The sequence below is a fragment of the Pseudomonas sp. NPDC096917 genome, from assembly GCF_044762555.1.
Classification (GTDB): Bacteria; Pseudomonadota; Gammaproteobacteria; order Pseudomonadales; family Pseudomonadaceae; genus Aquipseudomonas.
Genome location: NZ_JBIWEO010000012.1, coordinates 105,989 through 123,376, shown reverse-complemented (window position 1 = coordinate 123,376; position 17,388 = coordinate 105,989). Strand labels below are relative to the sequence as shown.

The 17,388-nt window shown below is 56.3% G+C and carries 14 protein-coding genes and 4 tRNA genes; 9 read left to right on the top strand and 9 right to left on the bottom strand.

What is annotated here, in order from left to right:
- Nucleotides 1-35: 35 nt before the first annotated feature.
- Nucleotides 36-770, top strand: a complete 735-nt coding sequence (locus tag ACIQYF_RS15865) for a phosphoadenylyl-sulfate reductase (RefSeq protein WP_402863527.1) — start codon at nucleotides 36-38, stop codon at nucleotides 768-770.
- 183 nt (nucleotides 771-953) lie between these two features.
- On the opposite strand, the gene ACIQYF_RS15860 is transcribed toward ACIQYF_RS15865, so the two are convergent.
- The 4 genes from ACIQYF_RS15860 to ACIQYF_RS15845 form a co-directional block, all read right to left on the bottom strand.
- A tRNA-Asp gene (locus ACIQYF_RS15860) sits at nucleotides 954-1,030 on the bottom strand.
- A gap of 19 nt (nucleotides 1,031-1,049) precedes the next feature.
- Nucleotides 1,050-1,125: transfer RNA gene (locus ACIQYF_RS15855), tRNA-Val, on the bottom strand.
- Nucleotides 1,126-1,345: 220 nt separating this feature from the next.
- Nucleotides 1,346-1,422, bottom strand: a tRNA-Asp gene (locus ACIQYF_RS15850).
- A 19-nt stretch (nucleotides 1,423-1,441) separates the two neighbouring features.
- Nucleotides 1,442-1,517 (bottom strand) — tRNA-Val (locus ACIQYF_RS15845).
- Nucleotides 1,518-1,678: 161 nt separating this feature from the next.
- Between ACIQYF_RS15845 and rdgC the strand changes: the two genes are divergently transcribed.
- From rdgC to sugE, 3 genes are all read left to right on the top strand, one after another.
- Nucleotides 1,679-2,599, top strand: a complete 921-nt coding sequence (gene rdgC, locus ACIQYF_RS15840; RefSeq protein ID WP_402863524.1) for a recombination-associated protein RdgC — start codon at nucleotides 1,679-1,681, stop codon at nucleotides 2,597-2,599.
- A gap of 147 nt (nucleotides 2,600-2,746) precedes the next feature.
- The gene (locus ACIQYF_RS15835; RefSeq protein ID WP_402863521.1) at nucleotides 2,747-3,712 is read left to right on the top strand and encodes a bile acid:sodium symporter family protein; all 966 of its coding nucleotides are present in this window, start codon (nucleotides 2,747-2,749) and stop codon (nucleotides 3,710-3,712) included.
- A gap of 118 nt (nucleotides 3,713-3,830) precedes the next feature.
- Nucleotides 3,831-4,145, top strand: a complete 315-nt coding sequence (gene sugE / locus ACIQYF_RS15830) for a quaternary ammonium compound efflux SMR transporter SugE (RefSeq protein ID WP_402863518.1) — start codon at nucleotides 3,831-3,833, stop codon at nucleotides 4,143-4,145.
- A gap of 100 nt (nucleotides 4,146-4,245) precedes the next feature.
- On the opposite strand, the gene ACIQYF_RS15825 is transcribed toward sugE, so the two are convergent.
- Nucleotides 4,246-6,120 carry an MFS transporter gene (locus tag ACIQYF_RS15825; protein WP_402863515.1) on the bottom strand — a complete coding sequence of 625 codons (1,875 nt, stop codon included), beginning with the start codon at nucleotides 6,118-6,120 and terminating at the stop codon, nucleotides 4,246-4,248.
- 134 nt (nucleotides 6,121-6,254) lie between these two features.
- Nucleotides 6,255-7,406 (bottom strand): TDT family transporter, encoded by a 1,152-nt coding sequence (locus tag ACIQYF_RS15820; protein ID WP_402863512.1) that lies wholly within the window; start codon nucleotides 7,404-7,406, stop codon nucleotides 6,255-6,257.
- A gap of 228 nt (nucleotides 7,407-7,634) precedes the next feature.
- Between ACIQYF_RS15820 and ACIQYF_RS15815 the strand changes: the two genes are divergently transcribed.
- Nucleotides 7,635-7,823, top strand: a complete 189-nt coding sequence (locus ACIQYF_RS15815; RefSeq protein WP_402863509.1) for a hypothetical protein — start codon at nucleotides 7,635-7,637, stop codon at nucleotides 7,821-7,823.
- A gap of 121 nt (nucleotides 7,824-7,944) precedes the next feature.
- Nucleotides 7,945-11,412 (top strand): NahK/ErcS family hybrid sensor histidine kinase/response regulator, encoded by a 3,468-nt coding sequence (locus ACIQYF_RS15810; protein ID WP_402863506.1) that lies wholly within the window; start codon nucleotides 7,945-7,947, stop codon nucleotides 11,410-11,412.
- Between the two features lie 72 nt (nucleotides 11,413-11,484).
- On the opposite strand, the gene rmuC is transcribed toward ACIQYF_RS15810, so the two are convergent.
- Nucleotides 11,485-12,849: a DNA recombination protein RmuC gene (gene rmuC / locus ACIQYF_RS15805; RefSeq protein WP_402863661.1), complete on the bottom strand. Its 1,365-nt coding sequence runs from the start codon at nucleotides 12,847-12,849 to the stop codon at nucleotides 11,485-11,487.
- A 172-nt stretch (nucleotides 12,850-13,021) separates the two neighbouring features.
- On the bottom strand, nucleotides 13,022-13,345 hold the full coding sequence (locus ACIQYF_RS15800) for a sel1 repeat family protein (protein ID WP_402863503.1): 324 nt from the start codon (nucleotides 13,343-13,345) through the stop codon (nucleotides 13,022-13,024).
- 996 nt (nucleotides 13,346-14,341) lie between these two features.
- On the opposite strand from ACIQYF_RS15800, the gene ACIQYF_RS15795 reads away from it, so the two are divergent.
- The 3 genes from ACIQYF_RS15795 (at nucleotide 14,342) to ACIQYF_RS15785 (ending at nucleotide 16,752) form a co-directional block, all read left to right on the top strand.
- Nucleotides 14,342-14,566 carry a hypothetical protein gene (locus tag ACIQYF_RS15795; RefSeq protein WP_071482924.1) on the top strand — a complete coding sequence of 75 codons (225 nt, stop codon included), beginning with the start codon at nucleotides 14,342-14,344 and terminating at the stop codon, nucleotides 14,564-14,566.
- 270 nt (nucleotides 14,567-14,836) lie between these two features.
- Complete coding sequence (locus ACIQYF_RS15790; RefSeq protein WP_402863498.1) at nucleotides 14,837-15,316, top strand: hypothetical protein; 480 nt, start codon at nucleotides 14,837-14,839, stop codon at nucleotides 15,314-15,316.
- Between the two features lie 146 nt (nucleotides 15,317-15,462).
- Complete coding sequence (locus tag ACIQYF_RS15785) at nucleotides 15,463-16,752, top strand: OmpP1/FadL family transporter (protein ID WP_402863495.1); 1,290 nt, start codon at nucleotides 15,463-15,465, stop codon at nucleotides 16,750-16,752.
- Between the two features lie 81 nt (nucleotides 16,753-16,833).
- On the opposite strand, the gene ACIQYF_RS15780 is transcribed toward ACIQYF_RS15785, so the two are convergent.
- Nucleotides 16,834-17,385, bottom strand: a complete 552-nt coding sequence (locus ACIQYF_RS15780) for a glutathione peroxidase (protein ID WP_402863492.1) — start codon at nucleotides 17,383-17,385, stop codon at nucleotides 16,834-16,836.
- Between the last annotated feature and the right edge of the window lie 3 nt (nucleotides 17,386-17,388).

The following is a 17,388-nucleotide window of genomic DNA, read 5'->3' as shown; positions in this document are numbered from 1 at the left end:
AGCGCCAAGCGCCATTTACTGTAGGAAGCCGCCTGATGAGCCATCCGTTCGACGTCGCCGAAACCGCCGCGGCATATGCCAACAAGTCCCCGCAAGACATTCTCAAACTCGCCTTTGAACATTTTGGCGACGAACTCTGGATCTCGTTCAGCGGTGCCGAAGATGTGGTGCTGGTGGACATGGCCTGGAAGATCAACAAGAACGTCAAAGTGTTCAGCCTGGACACCGGGCGCCTGCACCCCGAAACCTACCGTTTTATTGAGCAAGTGCGCGATCACTATAAGATTCAGATCGAGCTGATCTCACCGGACCAACGCAAACTTGAGCCGTTCGTCAAAGAAAAAGGCTTGTTCAGCTTTTACAAAGACGGCCACGGCGAATGCTGCGGCGTCCGCAAAATCGAACCTCTGCGCCGCAAGCTGTCGACTGTGCGGGCATGGGCGACTGGCCAGCGCCGCGACCAAAGCCCTGGCACGCGCAGCCAGGTAGCAGCACTGGAACTCGACGGCGCGTTCTCGACGCCGGAGCGAGCGCTGTACAAGTTCAACCCGCTGGCGCAAATGACCAGCGAGGACGTGTGGGGTTACATCCGCATGCTGGAATTGCCCTATAACAGCCTGCACGAGCGCGGTTTTATCAGCATCGGCTGCGAGCCCTGCACCCGTCCGGTACTGCCAAACCAGCACGAGCGCGAAGGACGCTGGTGGTGGGAAGAAGCCACGCAAAAAGAATGCGGGCTGCATGCTGGAAACCTGATCGCCAAAAAGTAAAGCCATACACGCGGGAGCTGACGCAAGCTGCGATATTTGATCTTTAAAATCAAAAGATCGCAGCCTGCGGCAGCGACAGCGACAGCGACAGACACCTCAATAAAAAACACGCACACAAAAAAGCCTGCACTAGGCAGGCTTTTTTGCGTGTCACAAGCGTTCAAGGGGCTTGTGACTCAAATATGGCGCAGCGGACGGGACTCGAACCCGCGACCCCCGGCGTGACAGGCCGGTATTCTAACCGACTGAACTACCGCTGCGCGTAACACTGAAAGCGAATGGTGGGTGATGACGGGATCGAACCGCCGACCCTCTGCTTGTAAGGCAGATGCTCTCCCAGCTGAGCTAATCACCCTTTCACTTCACTCTCGTTGCGGGGCGCATTCTCTCACACTTTTTGTGTAAGTGGTTGTTTTTATTCAAGTTTTTTTCAAAACCATTTAAAAACCACCGTTTCCAACGCCCTGCACCTTTGATTCAACAGCGAACTGCAGAACCGAAGCCTTTCAAGAAAAAGCCCGCATTCAGCGGGCTTCCCCCAACCATAAGCGCTCAACGTGCTTATGGTAAAAATATGGCGCAGCGGACGGGACTCGAACCCGCGACCCCCGGCGTGACAGGCCGGTATTCTAACCGACTGAACTACCGCTGCGCGTAACACTGTGAGCGAATGGTGGGTGATGACGGGATCGAACCGCCGACCCTCTGCTTGTAAGGCAGATGCTCTCCCAGCTGAGCTAATCACCCTTTCACTCTCGGTGTGGCGCGCATTCTACGGAGCGACCTATAGTCTGGCAAGCACTTTTTAAAATAATTTTCTTATGCACGACAAAGGCTTAGCGCAGGGTTGGCCTATTCAGCTTATCAAGCGAATAATGCCGTCTTTGTATAAAGGAGTGATTCACCCCATGTGGTTCAAAAACCTGCTTATCTATCGCCTGACCCAAGATCTGCCTTTTGATGCGCAGGTGCTGGAAACGGCACTGGCCACCAAGCCGGCCCGCCCGTGTGCAAGCCAGGAATTAGCCACCTACGGTTTCGTCGCCCCTTTCGGTAAAGGTGAAGACGCCCCTCTGGTTCACGCCAGCCAAGACTTCTTGCTGATTGCCGCCCGTAAAGAAGAACGCATCCTGCCAGGGAGCGTGGTGCGCGATGCATTAAAGGAGAAGGTCGAAGAGATCGAAGCCGAACAAATGCGCAAGGTCTATAAGAAGGAGCGTGATCAGCTCAAAGATGAAATCATCCAGGCCTTCTTGCCGCGCGCCTTTATTCGTCGCTCGGCGACCTTTGCCGCCATCGCGCCAAAGCAGGGCCTGATTCTGGTTAACGCTTCCAGCCCTAAACGCGCCGAAGACCTGCTGTCCACGTTGCGCGAAGTGCTCGGCTCGCTGCCGGTTCGCCCGCTGGCCGTTAAAATTGCGCCGAGTGCGGTGATGACCGAATGGGTTAAAACCCAAAAAGCTGCCGACAACTTCTTTGTGCTCGATGAGTGCGAGCTGCGCGACACCCACGAAGATGGCGGGATTATCCGCTGCAAGCGTCAAGACCTGACCAGCGATGAAATCCAACTGCACCTGAGCACTGGCAAAGTCGTGACTCAATTGTCGCTGGCCTGGCAAGACAAACTGTCGTTCGTGCTGGACGACAAACTGGTCGTCAAACGGCTGAAGTTTGAAGACCTGCTGCAAGATGAAGCCGAGCAAAACGGCGGCGACGACGATCTGGGCCAACAGGACGCCAGCTTCACATTAATGATGCTGACCTTCGGCGAGTTCTTGCCACAGCTGTTTGAAGCGCTGGGCGGCGAGGAGATTCCTCAAGGAATCTAAGCCTCCAAACGACGTGCATGGGAGCTGGCTTGCCTGCGATTGCATCACCTCGACACATTTGAAACACCGAGGTGGCTTCATCGCTGGCAAGTCAGGCGCCCACGACTTTCATGCCTGCCACACACCATAATCATAAAAAGGAACACCATGCGCGCACTCGCTGCCTTAAGCCGCTTTGTCGGTAATACCTTTGCTTATTGGGTTCTGATTTTTGCCGTGCTAGCGTTTCTTGAGCCCGCCTGGTTCGCTGGCCTTAAAGGCTACATCGTGCCCCTGCTGGGTTTGGTGATGTTCGGCATGGGCCTGACCCTCAAACTCGATGACTTCGCCGAAGTCGCCCGCCATCCGTGGCGCGTCGCACTGGGCGTGGTTGCTCATTTCGTGATCATGCCCGGCGTGGCGTGGTTGCTTTGCCAAATGTTTCACTTACCGCCCGAAATCGCTGTCGGCGTCATTCTGGTTGGCTGCTGCCCAAGTGGCACCTCTTCTAATGTCATGACCTGGCTGGCCCGAGGCGATCTCGCGCTGTCAGTCGCCATTGCCGCTGTGACCACCCTCCTCGCACCGCTGCTGACACCTGCCCTGATTTGGCTGCTGGCCTCAGCCTGGCTACCGGTTTCGTTCATGGAGTTGTTCTGGTCGATCTTGCAAGTGGTGCTGCTGCCAATTGTGCTCGGAGTATTGGCTCAGCGGCTGCTGGGTGCACGGGTTCGTTTCGCGGTCGAGGTGCTGCCGCTGGTGTCGGTGATCAGCATCGTGATTATCGTCGCCGCTGTCGTCGCTGCCAGCCAGGCACAAATCGCCAAGTCGGGCCTGTTGATCATGGCCGTGGTCATGCTGCACAACAGCTTTGGCTACTTGCTCGGCTACTTCACCGGGCGCCTGTTCAAACTGCCGTTGGCGCAACGTAAATCCCTGGCGCTGGAAGTCGGCATGCAGAACTCAGGGCTGGGCGCCGCATTGGCCAGCGCGCACTTCTCGCCTCTGGCAGCCGTGCCCAGCGCGCTGTTTAGCGTGTGGCACAACATCTCGGGCGCGCTGCTGTCGACGTACTTTCGTCGAATGAGCGAAAAAGAGGATCGCCTGGCTGCGGAAAAACCTGCCATCGACTGAAAAATCGGGGTTGAACGTCAGAAAAATCGTGGGCACTATAATGCGCACGGCGGGGACGACCCCGCGACTCATCGAGTGATTAATCTGGGGACGACCCCATCAATGGATGGAGGCAACCATGCCCTGGATTATCCTGTTTTTCGCCGGTCTGTTTGAGGTTGGCTGGGCCGTCGGCCTGAAGTACACCGAGGGCTTTACCCGCCCAATGCCTACGGCGCTCACAATTGCCGCCATGGTTTGCAGCCTTGGGCTGCTCGGCCTGGCGATGAAAGAGTTACCGCTGGGCACCGCCTACGCCATCTGGACGGGCGTTGGCGCAGTCGGCACAGTTATCGCCGGGATCATCCTGTTTGGTGAGTCCATGGCGCTGTTCCGACTGGCCAGCGTTGCTCTGATTATTGCCGGCCTGGTGGGCCTGAAGATGAGCGCATAACCACGTAAACCGTGTAGCCGCTTCCGCAGGCTGCGATGGGCTGCAAAGCAACCCTGAACGATGAAGGCTCCTCGGACCTTATCGAAGCCTTCGCCAGCGGTTACACGTTCTGGCCACGCAACTCGGTCACCCGCTCACGCAGCAGCTTTTGCGTGGCGTCGCTGGCCGCTATCGGCGCCCCGGCCACCAGCGTTACCCGTGACCACAAGCGATGGAACACGCCTTTGTTCGGGTCACGACTGAAGAAACTGCCCCACAAGCCTTGCAACGCCATCGGAATCACCGGCACCGGCGTCTGCTCCAGAATGCGCGTCACCCCTGCCTTGAACTCACTGATCTGGCCATCGCTGGTTAACTTGCCCTCCGGAAAGATGCACACCAACTCGCCATCGTTCAGGTACTCGGCAATCTTTTTGAATGCACGCTCATAAATCGCTTCATCTTCAGCACGCCCAGCAATCGGAATCGTACCGGCAGTGCGGAAGATAAAGTTGAGCACCGGCAGATTGTAGATTTTGTAATACATCACAAAGCGAATTGGCCGACGCACTGCGCCGCCTATCAAGAGCGCATCGACAAACGACACGTGGTTGCACACCAATAGGGCCGCGCCCTCATCCGGAATCGCCTCCAGGTTTTTGTGTTGCACGCGGTACATGGAATGGCTGAGCAGCCAAATCATGAAGCGCATGCTGAATTCGGGAACGATTTTGAAGATGTAGGTGTTCACCGCGATGTTCAGCAACGACACCACCAGGAACAACTCGGGAATCGTCAGCTTGGCCACATTCAGCAACAGGATGGTGACGATTGCCGATACCACCATAAACAGCGCGTTAAGGATGTTGTTGGCCGCAATCACCCGCGCCCGGTCGCTTTCAGCGGTGCGCGACTGAATCAGCGCATACAGCGGCACAATATAGAAACCACCGAACACGCCCAGCCCCAGAATATCCAACAGCACCCACCACGCCTGGCTGAACCCCAGCACACCGAGCCAGTCATTGGCCTGGATGTTTTGTGGCATGTGCCCCGAGTGCCACCACAGCAGCAGACCAAACACCGTCAGGCCGAACGAGCCAAACGGCACCAGACCGATCTCAACCTTACGCCCCGACAGCTTTTCGCAGAGCATCGAGCCCAAGGCAATACCGACCGAAAATACCGTGAGAATCAGCGTGACCACGGTTTCATCGCCGTACAGCCACTCTTTGGCGTAGGCCGGGATTTGCGTGAGATAAATCGCACCAACAAACCAGAACCACGAGTTGCCGACCACAGATCTCGAAACCGCAGGCGTCTGATTCAGGCCCATTCGCAACGTAGCCCAGGACTCGCTGAAGATGTTCCAGTTGAGCCGCAGCTGCGGCGTATCAGCCGGTGCTCGCGGAATGGCACGACTGGCCAGATAACCGAGCACGGCGACCGAGATGATCACCACCGACACAATGACCGTGTAATGGCTCGAAGAAAGCATGATTCCCGCGCCAATGGTGCCCGCCAGAATCGACAGAAAGGTGCCCATTTCCACCAAGCCGTTACCGCCCACCAGCTCATCTTCATGCAGGGTCTGCGGCAAAATCGAATACTTCACCGGTCCGAACAGTGCCGAATGGGTGCCCATAGCAAACAGCGCGACCAGCATCAATGCCAAATGATCGAACGCAAAGCCAATGGCACCGACCACCATGATCGCGATTTCGCCCAATTTGATCAGGCGTATCAGTTGGTCCTTGGGGTATTTTTCGCCAAATTGCCCAGCCAGTGCCGAGAATAAAAAGAACGGCACAATAAAGAGTAGCGCGCAGAGGTTGATCCAAATCCCACGGTCCCCTTCGATGCTCAGCTTATAAAGGATGGCGAGAATCAGCGATTGTTTGAACAGGTTGTCATTGAGCGCGCCCAGGGACTGGGTCACGAAGAACGGCAGGAAGCGGCGCTTCCCAAGCAAGCTGAACTGCGAAGGGTGACTCATCTTCCATGTACTCACGTTGCGCAGGAGGCTTTCTCATTGGAGTGTGGTTTTAACACTCAGGGCACAACCTTACTCAGGTTCTGTCACGAATAACGTCATATTCGGCGCTTTCGTACAGAACCTGAGTACCTGGACTACTTCTTAAGGCCTGCGATGCAAGGTGACACAAAAAGATCACCGCGCCAGGCACCTTTGACCGTGCGTGCGCCGACAATCAGCCACATCAGCGCCAGCATCAGCACCAGCAGACAACCGAGGACATCGAAGAAGCTCAGGTGCAACACGTGCCCCAGACGCAAGGTGGCCAACGAGTACACACCCAGCGGGAAGGTAAAGGCCCACCACCCCAGGTTGAACGGGATACCGGCGCGCAAATAACGCACCGTGATCAGCACCGCCATCGAAATCCACCACAGGCCAAAGCCCCACAGCGCGACGCCAGAAATCAGTCCAAAACCTTGGGCGATGTCACCGATCCCGGCAAACCCGTTGGCGGCAAAGATCGCCGGCGAATCAGCCCCCAACAGCAATAAACCCAAAGCGCCGGTACCAATCGGCCCCAAGGCCAGCCAACTCGACGCCGCCATGCTTTCGTGAGGCAACTTATGCAGCGCCATGCGCAGCATCAGAATGGTCAAAATGCTGAACGCCACGGGGACCGAAAACGCCCACAACACATAGCTGGTGATCAGCACATGGAACTGCACCACCGGGTCCGTCAGATGCGGCGCCAGCAACCCACCGCTGGCCGCCGCCACTTCGGCCGCGACCAAAGGCAACAGCCAAACGGCGGTCATCTGGTCAATGCTGTGTTCCTGACGGGTGAACATCATGTAGGGAATCATCACCCCGAACACCAGCGACATGGCCACATCGAGCCACCACAACACGTGTGCGACCTGCACCATGTCGCTGCCCCAGCGGGCCACGCCGAAGAGCAGAAAGCCGTTGATGATGGTCGCCAGCCCCATGGGGATGGTGCCGAAAAACATTGACACGGTGGAGTGACCGAAAATCCGCCGGGCCTCATCGAAATACATCACCCAACGTGCGCCATAAAGCACGCAGAACAGAATGAACAAGCCGATATTGAACAACCACAGCCCTTCGGCAAACGCCTGCAGGCCGGGAATTTGTACCGGCAACTGAGCCAGCGCCAGCGCCAAAACCCCAGTCCCCATGGTGGCGGCAAACCAGTTCGGGGTGAACTGACGAATCACCTCACGCGGATGCTGCAAGTGGCTAAAGGGCCGAAAACCGGCTTTGGCAGTGTTTGGGCAAGTCATGGGTTCCTCCTGTTCCTCGTATGAGGTCATTCAAGAGTAGAACTGAATCGAATATCTATATAACGGGTAATTTCTCTATGTGTTATCAGTTTTACCTATATATGACCCAGGTTTTATCCCTTCAAGCCTTGCTCAGCGCGGCAACCCGTCTCAACAACAGGATGAGCAACGCCCCCAGCACTAGCACAATCAACATCACGCTGCGGACGCTGCCTAAAAGGCACCTGCGTGCAGATTCACATAGCTCAATTGCAGATCATCCTGAGTCGCCACCGCGCCAGCGTTGACACCTTGCCCAGCATTGATCGTCTGTTGAACGTGATCGTCGCCCCGGTGGTTTTTCGCATTTTGTTTGCCGAAACGCCGTTGACACTTGAACAACTGAACGAACAAATCGACCTGGCCCTTCGCCCCTGACTGAATGCCTGCGACGCTTGGCCGCGCTCAGACCAACGTCGACGTGCCGCGGCTCAAACATCATGCGAGACTAGACTTCCGCAGCGGGATTGCTCGGGTCTTTTTACGCGCAGGAGTCTTCATGTCGTTGTCCAGCGGGCTTATCGCAGCCGTCGCCCTGGCCTACATGGCCATTATGTTTGCCATTGCCTTTTATGGTGACCGGCGCAGCAAACCGTTGCCGCCACGGGTTCGCGCATGGGTCTACAGCCTATCGCTGGCGGTGTATTGCACCAGCTGGACATTTTTCGGGGCCGTAGGCCAGGCGGCTGAACAACTCTGGTCGTTCTTGCCGATTTATCTGGGGCCCGTGCTGCTGTTGGTCTGCGCACCCTGGGTGCTGCAAAAGATGGTGATGATCAGCAAGCAGGAAAACATCACCTCGATTGCCGACTTTATTGCCGCGCGCTACGGCAAATCTCAGTCTCTGGCAATTGTTGTCGCATTGATCTGCCTGGTCGGGGTGTTGCCTTATATCGCCCTGCAACTCAAAGGCATCGTACTGGGGGTGAACCTGCTGATCGGCGCCGGAGCCGACACCACGGGCACCCGCGCCCAAGACACCGCGCTACTGGTGTCATTGGTTCTGGCGCTGTTCACCATTGTGTTTGGTACACGCAACCTCGACTCCACCGAGCACCACCGGGGCATGGTGCTAGCGATTGCGTTTGAAGCGCTGGTCAAGCTCTTCGCATTTCTAGCCGTCGGCGCGTTTGTGACCTACGGCCTCTATGACGGTTTCGACGACCTGTTTAGTCAGGCCATGCTGGCGCCGCGGCTTGAGCAATACTGGAAAGAAACCGTCAACTGGCCATCGATGGTGGTGCAAACCGGCGTCGCCATGATGGCAATCATCTGCCTGCCCCGGCAATTCCACGTAACCGTGGTTGAAAACATTGAGCCGCAAGACCTGCGACTGGCCAAATGGGTGTTCCCGGCCTACCTCATTTTGGCGGCGCTGTTTGTGGTGCCGATTGCCCTGGCAGGGCAAATGATGCTGCCAAGCTCCGTGCTGCCCGATTCGTTCGTGATCAGCCTGCCACTGGCGCAGGCGCATCCGGCGCTGGCAGTGCTGGCGTTCATCGGCGGCGCCTCGGCAGCCACCGGCATGGTGATTGTGGCCAGCGTGGCGCTTTCAACCATGGTGTCCAACGACATGCTGCTGCCCTGGTTGTTACGACACAAGAACGCCGAGCGTCCGTTTGAAGTGTTTCGACACTGGATGCTGTCGGTACGCCGCGTTTCGATTGTGGTCATTCTGCTGCTGGCCTATGTCAGTTACCGCCTGCTGGGCTCAACCGCCAGCCTCGCCACAATCGGACAGATTTCCTTCGCCGCCGTGACTCAACTGGCGCCTGCCATGCTCGGCGCGCTGTACTGGAAACAAGCCAACCGTCGTGGTGTTTTCGCGGGGCTCGCGGCGGGGACATTCATTTGGTTCTACACCTTGGTGCTGCCGCTGATCGCCCATAGCATGGGCTGGCGCCTGGGGCTTTTTCCAGGGCTGGCGTGGCTGCACAGCAACCCGCTGGGCCTATCCATCACCCCGCTTACCCAAGGTGTGGTGCTGTCGCTGGCGGGTAACTTCACCCTGTTTGCCTGGGTTTCGGTGCTGTCGCGCACACGCGTCTCAGAGCATTGGCAGGCCGGCCGTTTTATCGGCCAGGAAATCAGCAGCCACCCCAGCGGTCGCTCGATGCTCTCGGTACAAATCAACGACCTGCTGACCCTGGCAGCGCGTTTTGTTGGCGAAGAGCGCGCCCGCCAGAGCTTTATCCGTTTTGCCTATCGACAGGGCAAAGGCTTTAACCCCAATCAAAACGCCGACGGCGAGTGGATCGCCCACACTGAACGGCTGCTGGCCGGGGTACTCGGCGCGTCATCAACCCGCGCGGTGGTTAAAGCGGCCATTGAAGGCAGGGAAATGCAGCTTGAAGACGTAGTCCGCATTGCGGATGAAGCGTCAGAAGTCTTGCAGTTCAACCGTGCATTGCTGCAAGGCGCGATTGAAAACATCACCCAAGGCATCAGTGTGGTCGATCAATCACTGCGGCTCGTGGCCTGGAACCGCCGCTATCTGGAACTGTTCAACTACCCCGAAGGGCTGATCAGTGTCGGTCGGCCGATTGCCGACATTATTCGTCACAACGCCGAACGCGGCCTGTGCGGCCCAGGTGAAGCCGAAGTGCACGTGGCACGTCGCCTGCACTGGATGCGCCAAGGCCGGGCGCACACCTCTGAGCGCTTGTTCCCCAATGGCCGGGTGATTGAGCTGATCGGCAACCCCATGCCGGGCGGCGGGTTCGTCATGAGTTTTACGGACATTACCGCGTTCCGCGAGGCCGAGCAGGCACTCACCGAAGCCAACGAAGGCCTGGAGCAGCGGGTAGCCGAACGGACGCGCGAGCTGTCGCAACTCAATCAGGCACTGATCGAAGCCAAAGGCATAGCCGAAGCTGCCAACCAATCGAAAACCCGCTTTCTGGCTGCCGTCAGCCATGACCTGATGCAGCCCATGAACGCCGCACGGCTGTTCTCGGCGGCCCTGTCGCATCAAGAAGATTTAAGCCCCGAAGCGCAAAAACTGGTGCAGCACCTGGACAGTTCGTTGCGCTCGGCCGAAGACTTGATCAGCGACTTGCTGGATATTTCCCGCCTGGAAAATGGCAAGTTCACACCTGACATCAAGCCTTTTGCGATCAATGATCTGTTCAACACCTTGGGTAATGAATTTACCGCCCAGGCACAGGAGCAAGGCCTCAAGTTCAGGGTTCGCGGCAGCCGCTTGCGGGTCAACAGCGACATCAAATTGCTGCGGCGTATTTTGCAGAACTTCCTGACCAACGCGTTTCGCTACGCCAAAGGCCCAATATTGCTGGGCGTACGCCGCCGTCACGATCAGTTATGCCTGGAAGTGTGGGACCGCGGCCCCGGCATCCCGCAAGACAAGCTGCAGGTCATTTTTGAAGAGTTCAAACGCCTGGACAGCCATCAGACGCGCGCCGAAAAAGGTCTGGGTCTGGGTCTGGCGATTGCAGACGGCCTGTGCCGAGTGTTGGGTCACACGATTAAAGTGCGCTCATGGCCAGGTCAAGGCAGCGTATTCAGCGTCAGCGTGCCGCTGGCGTCAGCTCAGAGCGAGCCGAAAAGCATCGCGACTGAACACAAAGGCCAATCCGTCACAGGCGCGCAAGTGCTGTGCATTGATAACGAAGACAGTATTTTGATTGGCATGCACAGCTTGCTGACGCGCTGGGGTTGCCGGGTCTGGACCGCCAGAAACCGTGATGAGTGTGCTGCCTTGCTCAACGACGGCGTGCGTCCGCAACTGGTGCTGGTGGACTACCACCTGGACGATGGCGAGACGGGAACCGATCTGATGGGCTGGCTGCGTGCCCAACTGGGTGAGCCCGTACCCGGCGTGGTGATCAGCGCTGACGGGCGCCCGGAGATGATTGCGCACGTTCATGCGGCAGGCTTGGAATACCTGCCAAAACCGGTGAAACCTGCCGTGCTCAGAGCGCTCCTGAGCCGGCATGTGCCGCTGTAGCAAAGAGCTTGCTCGCGATCAATAAAGATCAAACGATCGCGAGCACGCTCGCACCTATAAAAAGCGCATCAGCTACTCCGCTGGGTGCGCTACGCCGTCAACGTCGGTCATGGCACGCTCCAGCAGATCCGCCGGTAAGCTTTTACTCGCCCGCGCGCCCAGCAACTTGAGCTGCTCACTGCGGCTTACAAGGTTCCCACGTCCGTCTGTCAGTTTGTTGCGGGCCGCTGCGTAGGCTTTGTCCAGCTGTTGAAGGCGATTGCCGACCTCATCCAGGTCCTGGATAAACAGCACGAACTTGTCATACAGCCAGCCTGCGCGCTCAGCAATTTCACGGGCGTTTTGGCTCTGACGCTCTTGCTTCCACAGGCTGTCGATAACCCGCAACGTCGCGAGCAACGTGGTCGGGCTGACGATCACAATGTTGCGATCGAAGGCCTCTTGGAACAGGTTGGGCTCAGCTTGTAACGCAGCAGAAAAAGCCGCTTCGATAGGCACAAACAGCAACACGAAATCCAGGCTGTGCAGCCCTTCAAGGCGCTTGTAATCTTTGCCGGCAAGGCCTTTGACATGGTTGCGCAACGACAATACATGCTGCTTGAGCGCCGCCTGACCGATCACTTCGTCGTCGGCGCCGACGTACTGCTGATAGGCCGTGAGGCTGACCTTGGAGTCGACCACCACCTGTTTGTCACCCGGCAACATGATCAGCACGTCTGGCTGAAAGCGCTCACCGTCCGGGCCTTTCAAGCTGACCTGGGTCTGATATTCACGCCCCTTTTCAAGCCCCGCGTGTTCAAGCACCCGCTCCAGAATCAACTCACCCCAGTTGCCCTGGGTCTTTTGACCTTTCAAGGCACGAGTCAGGTTGGTGGCCTCATCACTCAGACGCAGGTTCAGTTGCTGCAAGCGTTCCAACTCTTTACCCAGTGAGAAGCGCTCACGGGCTTCCTGCTGATAGCTTTCCTCGACACGTTTTTCGAACGACTGAATCCGCTCTTTGAGCGGGTCGAGCAATTGCCCGAGGCGTTCATTACTGGTCTGCGCAAAACGCTGCTCGCGCTCATCGAAAATTTTGCCTGCCAGCTCCGAAAACTGCGCCCGCAGCTCATCTCGCGAACCTTGCAAGTCGCTCAGACGTTGCTGGTGGCTGTCTTGCTGCTCGCGCAACTCGGCGCTTAGCGCAGCGGCTTGGGCGTCAAGACGACGTAACTCGGACTCTTTCTGCGCACGCTCCAGGCTCCAGGCATGGGACGTATCACGGGCGTTGTCGCGCTCCAACTGGAGTAACTCGACCTCGCGACGCAGCGCGGCCAGCTCCGCTTGCTTGGCGGCATTGGCCTGCCCCAGATCACTGATCTCATCACGACTGGCATCCAGTTGGGCATTCAAACCTTCTTGAGCCAACTGCGCCATGTTCAAGCGCTCATCCAGCAGAATCAGCTCTGCCTGATGCCCGCTGGCACGCCGCTGCAACTGCCAGACAAGCGCCAGCAACGGCACACCTGCCAGCGCCAGGCCCAGCAAAACGCTGTTCAGGTCCAAGGCCATAACCACTCCGCACACAGTAAAAGAGCAAGGTTAACCAAGCTCAAGGATCGAAGACAGCTCAGTCTTCGATCTTGCTCAGTTCCTGCTGTGCAAGGCGGTCGCCAGCACGTGCGGCCTGACGCAACAGTTCGTAACCAATGCGCTGATCACGGGCACTCCCGCAGTCACGGCACATCAATTGCCCCAAACGGCTTTGCGCCAACACAACGCCTTGGCGGGCGGGCTGCTTGAGCAAATGACCGGCCACATGCTTAACGCTGGGGTTAGCGCCCAGGCGAGGGTTGTCCAGCAACCAGACCGCAATCCGCAAAGAAAAGCGTTTTGGGGCTTCGGGTGGTGTGTTGGAACGAGCAACAGAGGAAGTAGATGTGCGAAACTTCATAAAACACTGTAGGGCAGAACAGAAGGCGCGCCACTCTACTCCTTTTTTCGCTGGGGTAAAGCCGTAAAAAGTCTATACCCGCGTTCTAGAGCAAGTGCGCGGGACAATCCACAGATCCTGTGGATAAGTCAGTGGACAACCCCCGATTACCCCCCGCAAACGCCCACCCAGCGGGGCTTCGAGTCAAACTGTCGATTTTTTCACCAATTAAAAAAAACGATGTTTTTCATTGACTTAAATTTGCATAACAGGCTAGACGCCTGTGTAGATCGTTATCAGAAGCGGTTTTGGCAACTGCACTGCAAATGTGCACAAGTTCACATCCCACTCAATGAAGGGGGCAGCAGCAGAGCTGAAAATGTAGGAACACGCGCAGGCAAAGCTCCAGGAGCAAAGTGCATTGCAGCAGCTAATACCTCAGCCACCACGCTGGAATAAAGTACAAAGTCGGCTACTACCAGAGTCAACAACACGGGAAATCAACGCTGCCATCACCTTGCACCCCTCGCACTTCGCGACGGTGACAGCATGTATTTTCACTAGCACACTTGCATTTCAAATTTCAACCGGATAGTATCCGCAACGTTAGTACCAAGCTGAAAGTCAATTCGGGCCGAACAAATCCCTCAGCGACCTCCGAAAAAGAGAAGTCACGCTGATAAAACGGGATCGACCCCCTCGATGGTTTACAGGTAAGTCTTGCGTCGATACAGCCTTTGAGCACACAAAGGGTATCGCGAAGTTTTTAATCTGACCGAACCAACCTGCAAATTGATCAGGATCTTCACCCGGAGCACGGAACCTTAGCTCCTGTTGTGATTGCCTGCCCTCCTAAGTACCTACCTGCCAGCACAAGCGCCACATACTTAATGCGCTCCAACTGGCGGCTTTGTTCCAGTCAGGTTCTTCGTCCAGCCAAAGAAGGCGCGACGTCACTGGAACGTTTTAACGCAGCACGGATCATATCCGTGTCATTTGTAGGAACACCTAATAACTATGTCTACTCAAATCCACACTCAGGATGCCATTCGCACCCTAACCAACGCCTTTGCTCCAATGAACTGTCTGATTATGGCCGCTCGCAAAGGATGCTTCAGCTTTACCCTGGTCAACGAACACGGCATCGCTCGTCACAGCGAGCGCCTGTATCCCGATCAATATTCCAGCGCAGAACCTCTGCAGGCTGTGATCGAGCGTACTCGTCAGGCATTGACTGCCTAAGTACCCAGCAAGCGTTTACACAACAAGCCCTGCCTGATTAGCAGGGCTTTTTGTTGCCTGCGATTTGTGACATATCCAGCATCGCTTAAGTACTTGCGGATATATCGCCAACACCTAGAAGCTATAAATGATTTAAAAACATAACTTTACAGCATTAATATGACACTACACTTCAACTCAAGCGGCCTGTTCCGCTTCCGGCTCCCCCACACGACTCATTGCTGCCAAGCACTCGAGGGTCGCCGGCCATTTTCAGCCGTCGAGGACGATATGGGGATCGCTGCCAGGGAGTTGAGCCTTTATGTCATTCGGCCAACGCTTCTTTATCTAGGCCAAACCAACCCGGATGCCGAAGCTTTGTTACTGGGCATTGCAGCCAGCCAATCGAGTTTGGGATCGGCGCTGCATAACCGCCGCGGTCACGGCCTTTACGGCATCCGCGAGCCTCGCCACAGCGCATTGTGGGATGTGTATCTGGCCCACGATCCGGATTTGGCCAGTCAGGTACGTGGACTGGCCAGTCAGCATGCTTTTCTGCGCAGCCCTCATCTGGAATTGACCGTTAATTTGCGTTACGCCACCGCCATTGCCTGGCTGCTTATTGAAGAACAAAAAACCGCCATTCCGCACCTCGATGACGTACTCGGCATGGCAAGAATATGGCGCCAAGTATTTGAGCCACAAGGACGTTTACGCGATTACGTCAAAGCTTGGCATAACTGCGTTACCCCCCTCAATCAGGTTGCTTGATGTGCAAGCCTCCTACAAAAAACTACAAATGACCCAAAACCGGTCGGATTGTCCTACAAAACAACGTGATCTTCTGCGATTAAGCCTATAGCGCTTACACAAAAATGTTGGTAGTTTTCGTCCGGTGATCAAAAGGAGTTCTAATAATGAAAAAAGTAATGCTCAAGACCACACTTAGCCTCGCCGTTACTTTGGCTTCCAGCCAGATTTTCGCCAGCGGCTTCGCCCTGAACGAACAAAGCGTTAGCGGTATGGGGACCGGTTTCGCGGGTCGTTCATCTGCTGCTGACGATGCAAGTACCGTTTTCGGCAACCCTGCCGGTATGGCGCGCCTTGATGGACAGCAAATCACAGGTGGTTTCGCCGTCATCGACGCGTCGACTGACATCAAAGATGCCAAAGGCAGCATCTCCGGCACCAACAAAGGAGACATGGTCCCGTTTACCGGCGTGCCAATGGGCTTCTACACCAACAAGCTTAATGATCAATGGTCTGTCGGTTTCGGTGTCTACGCACCGTTCGGTCTCGTCACAGACTACGAAAGCAGCTTCCAGGGCCGCGGCTTTGGCAGCAAAAGCGAAGTGAAAGTTGTCACCCTGCAGCCAACTGTCAGCTACGCGTTTAACGACAAGGTGTCTATCGGTTTCGGTCCGACCATCAACCGAATTTCCGGCACCCTTGAGTCCGAAGTCAGACTCACTCCTAACCCGTTAGCTGGGGCAGGGGATAACAATGTGAAAATCAAGGGTGATGACACAGCTCTCGGTTTCAACGTTGGCGTACTGGTACAAGCAACCGACACAACGCGTGTGGGCTTGACTTACCACTCCCAGGTTAAATACAAACTGGAAGGCCACACTGAAATCACAGCCAGCAGCGACCCTTTCACTGCGGCACGACTGAAAAGCGACCGCTATGACGCCTCGCTGAAAATCGACACGCCAGAGTCCTATGACCTCTCGGTAACTCAAGACCTGAGTGATGCCTGGAAAGTGTATGCAGGTACCACCTGGACTCGCTGGAGCCGTCTGAAAGACATTACCGTTGAAAACAAAGGCGTTACAGGCGCAACCAACTCCGCCCTGTTTAGCACCATCACGGAAGAACAGAACTGGCACGATACGTGGGCCTATGCCATTGGTACTTCGTATCAGTTGAACAAGCAGTGGGTATTGCGTACCGGTCTGACTTGGGACCAATCGCCTACCAACAATGAAAACCGCTCGCCACGTATCCCGACCGGCGACCGTACTATTTTCAGCTTGGGTGCCGGCTATGCCGTCAATGACAACCTGGTTATTGACGTGGCTTACTCTTACCTCAAAGAAGAGTCGGTCAAGGTTAACGACGCCAAACCCGCTCTCGGCAGCTACTACAGCTCCAAGTACGAAAACAGCGCTAACGGCTTCGCAGTGGGCGCAACGTACAAGTTCTAATTCACCACGAGCCTGAACCACTCGCCGGCTGAACCAAAAAACCCCGCTCTCTTCATTGAGGCGGGGTTTTTTGTGTAGGAACTAAGGCTTTGAGGCGATGGCTTTTTCTATAGCTTCAACCAGTTCCGGGTTGTCCGGCTTGGTCAGACTAGAGAAGCTGGCAATGACCTTGCCTTGTCGGTCGACCACGTACTTGTAGAAATTCCACTTCGGCGCGCTGGTTTGCTCCGCCAGCACCTTGAACAGATGAGTCGCGTCAGCGCCGCGAACCTTTTGCGGCTCAGTCATGGTGAAGGTTACACCGTAATTGACGTAGCAGACCTTGGCGGTCTCCTCGCCATCCTTGGACTCTTGCTTGAAGTCATCCGATGGCACACCAATCACTTCCAGCCCCTGCCCCTTGAAGCGTTGATTCAACGCCTCCAGCCCTTTGAACTGCGGCGCAAAACCGCAAAAGCTCGCCGTGTTCACAATCAACAGAGGCTTGCCAGCGAAGTGCTGGCACAGATCGATAGACTCTTTGGCACGCAGCTTGGGCAACGAGCCCTCCAGCAATGGCGGGCAATCGGCCGCCCAGACAGAACCGGCGCACGCTAACAGCAGTACAGGCATCGCAATCCAGCGCTTTAGCATCAT

What these genes read in the sequence shown, in the direction of transcription:
- ACIQYF_RS15865 (WP_402863527.1), top strand. Translation starts at nt 36, where the DNA reads ATGAGCCATCCGTTCGACGTCGCCGAAACCGCCGCGGCATATGCCAAC.
- ACIQYF_RS15795 (WP_071482924.1), top strand. Translation starts at nt 14,342, where the DNA reads ATGTCTACTCAAATCCACACTCAGGATGCCATTCGCACCCTAACCAAC.
- ACIQYF_RS15835 (WP_402863521.1), top strand. Translation starts at nt 2,747, where the DNA reads ATGCGCGCACTCGCTGCCTTAAGCCGCTTTGTCGGTAATACCTTTGCT.
- ACIQYF_RS15780 (WP_402863492.1), bottom strand. Translation starts at nt 17,385, where the DNA reads ATGCTAAAGCGCTGGATTGCGATGCCTGTACTGCTGTTAGCGTGCGCC.
- ACIQYF_RS15785 (WP_402863495.1), top strand. Translation starts at nt 15,463, where the DNA reads ATGAAAAAAGTAATGCTCAAGACCACACTTAGCCTCGCCGTTACTTTG.
- ACIQYF_RS15790 (WP_402863498.1), top strand. Translation starts at nt 14,837, where the DNA reads ATGGGGATCGCTGCCAGGGAGTTGAGCCTTTATGTCATTCGGCCAACG.
- ACIQYF_RS15800 (WP_402863503.1), bottom strand. Translation starts at nt 13,345, where the DNA reads ATGAAGTTTCGCACATCTACTTCCTCTGTTGCTCGTTCCAACACACCA.
- rdgC (WP_402863524.1), top strand. Translation starts at nt 1,679, where the DNA reads ATGTGGTTCAAAAACCTGCTTATCTATCGCCTGACCCAAGATCTGCCT.
- ACIQYF_RS15825 (WP_402863515.1), bottom strand. Translation starts at nt 6,120, where the DNA reads ATGAGTCACCCTTCGCAGTTCAGCTTGCTTGGGAAGCGCCGCTTCCTG.
- ACIQYF_RS15820 (WP_402863512.1), bottom strand. Translation starts at nt 7,406, where the DNA reads ATGACTTGCCCAAACACTGCCAAAGCCGGTTTTCGGCCCTTTAGCCAC.
- ACIQYF_RS15810 (WP_402863506.1), top strand. Translation starts at nt 7,945, where the DNA reads ATGTCGTTGTCCAGCGGGCTTATCGCAGCCGTCGCCCTGGCCTACATG.
- sugE (WP_402863518.1), top strand. Translation starts at nt 3,831, where the DNA reads ATGCCCTGGATTATCCTGTTTTTCGCCGGTCTGTTTGAGGTTGGCTGG.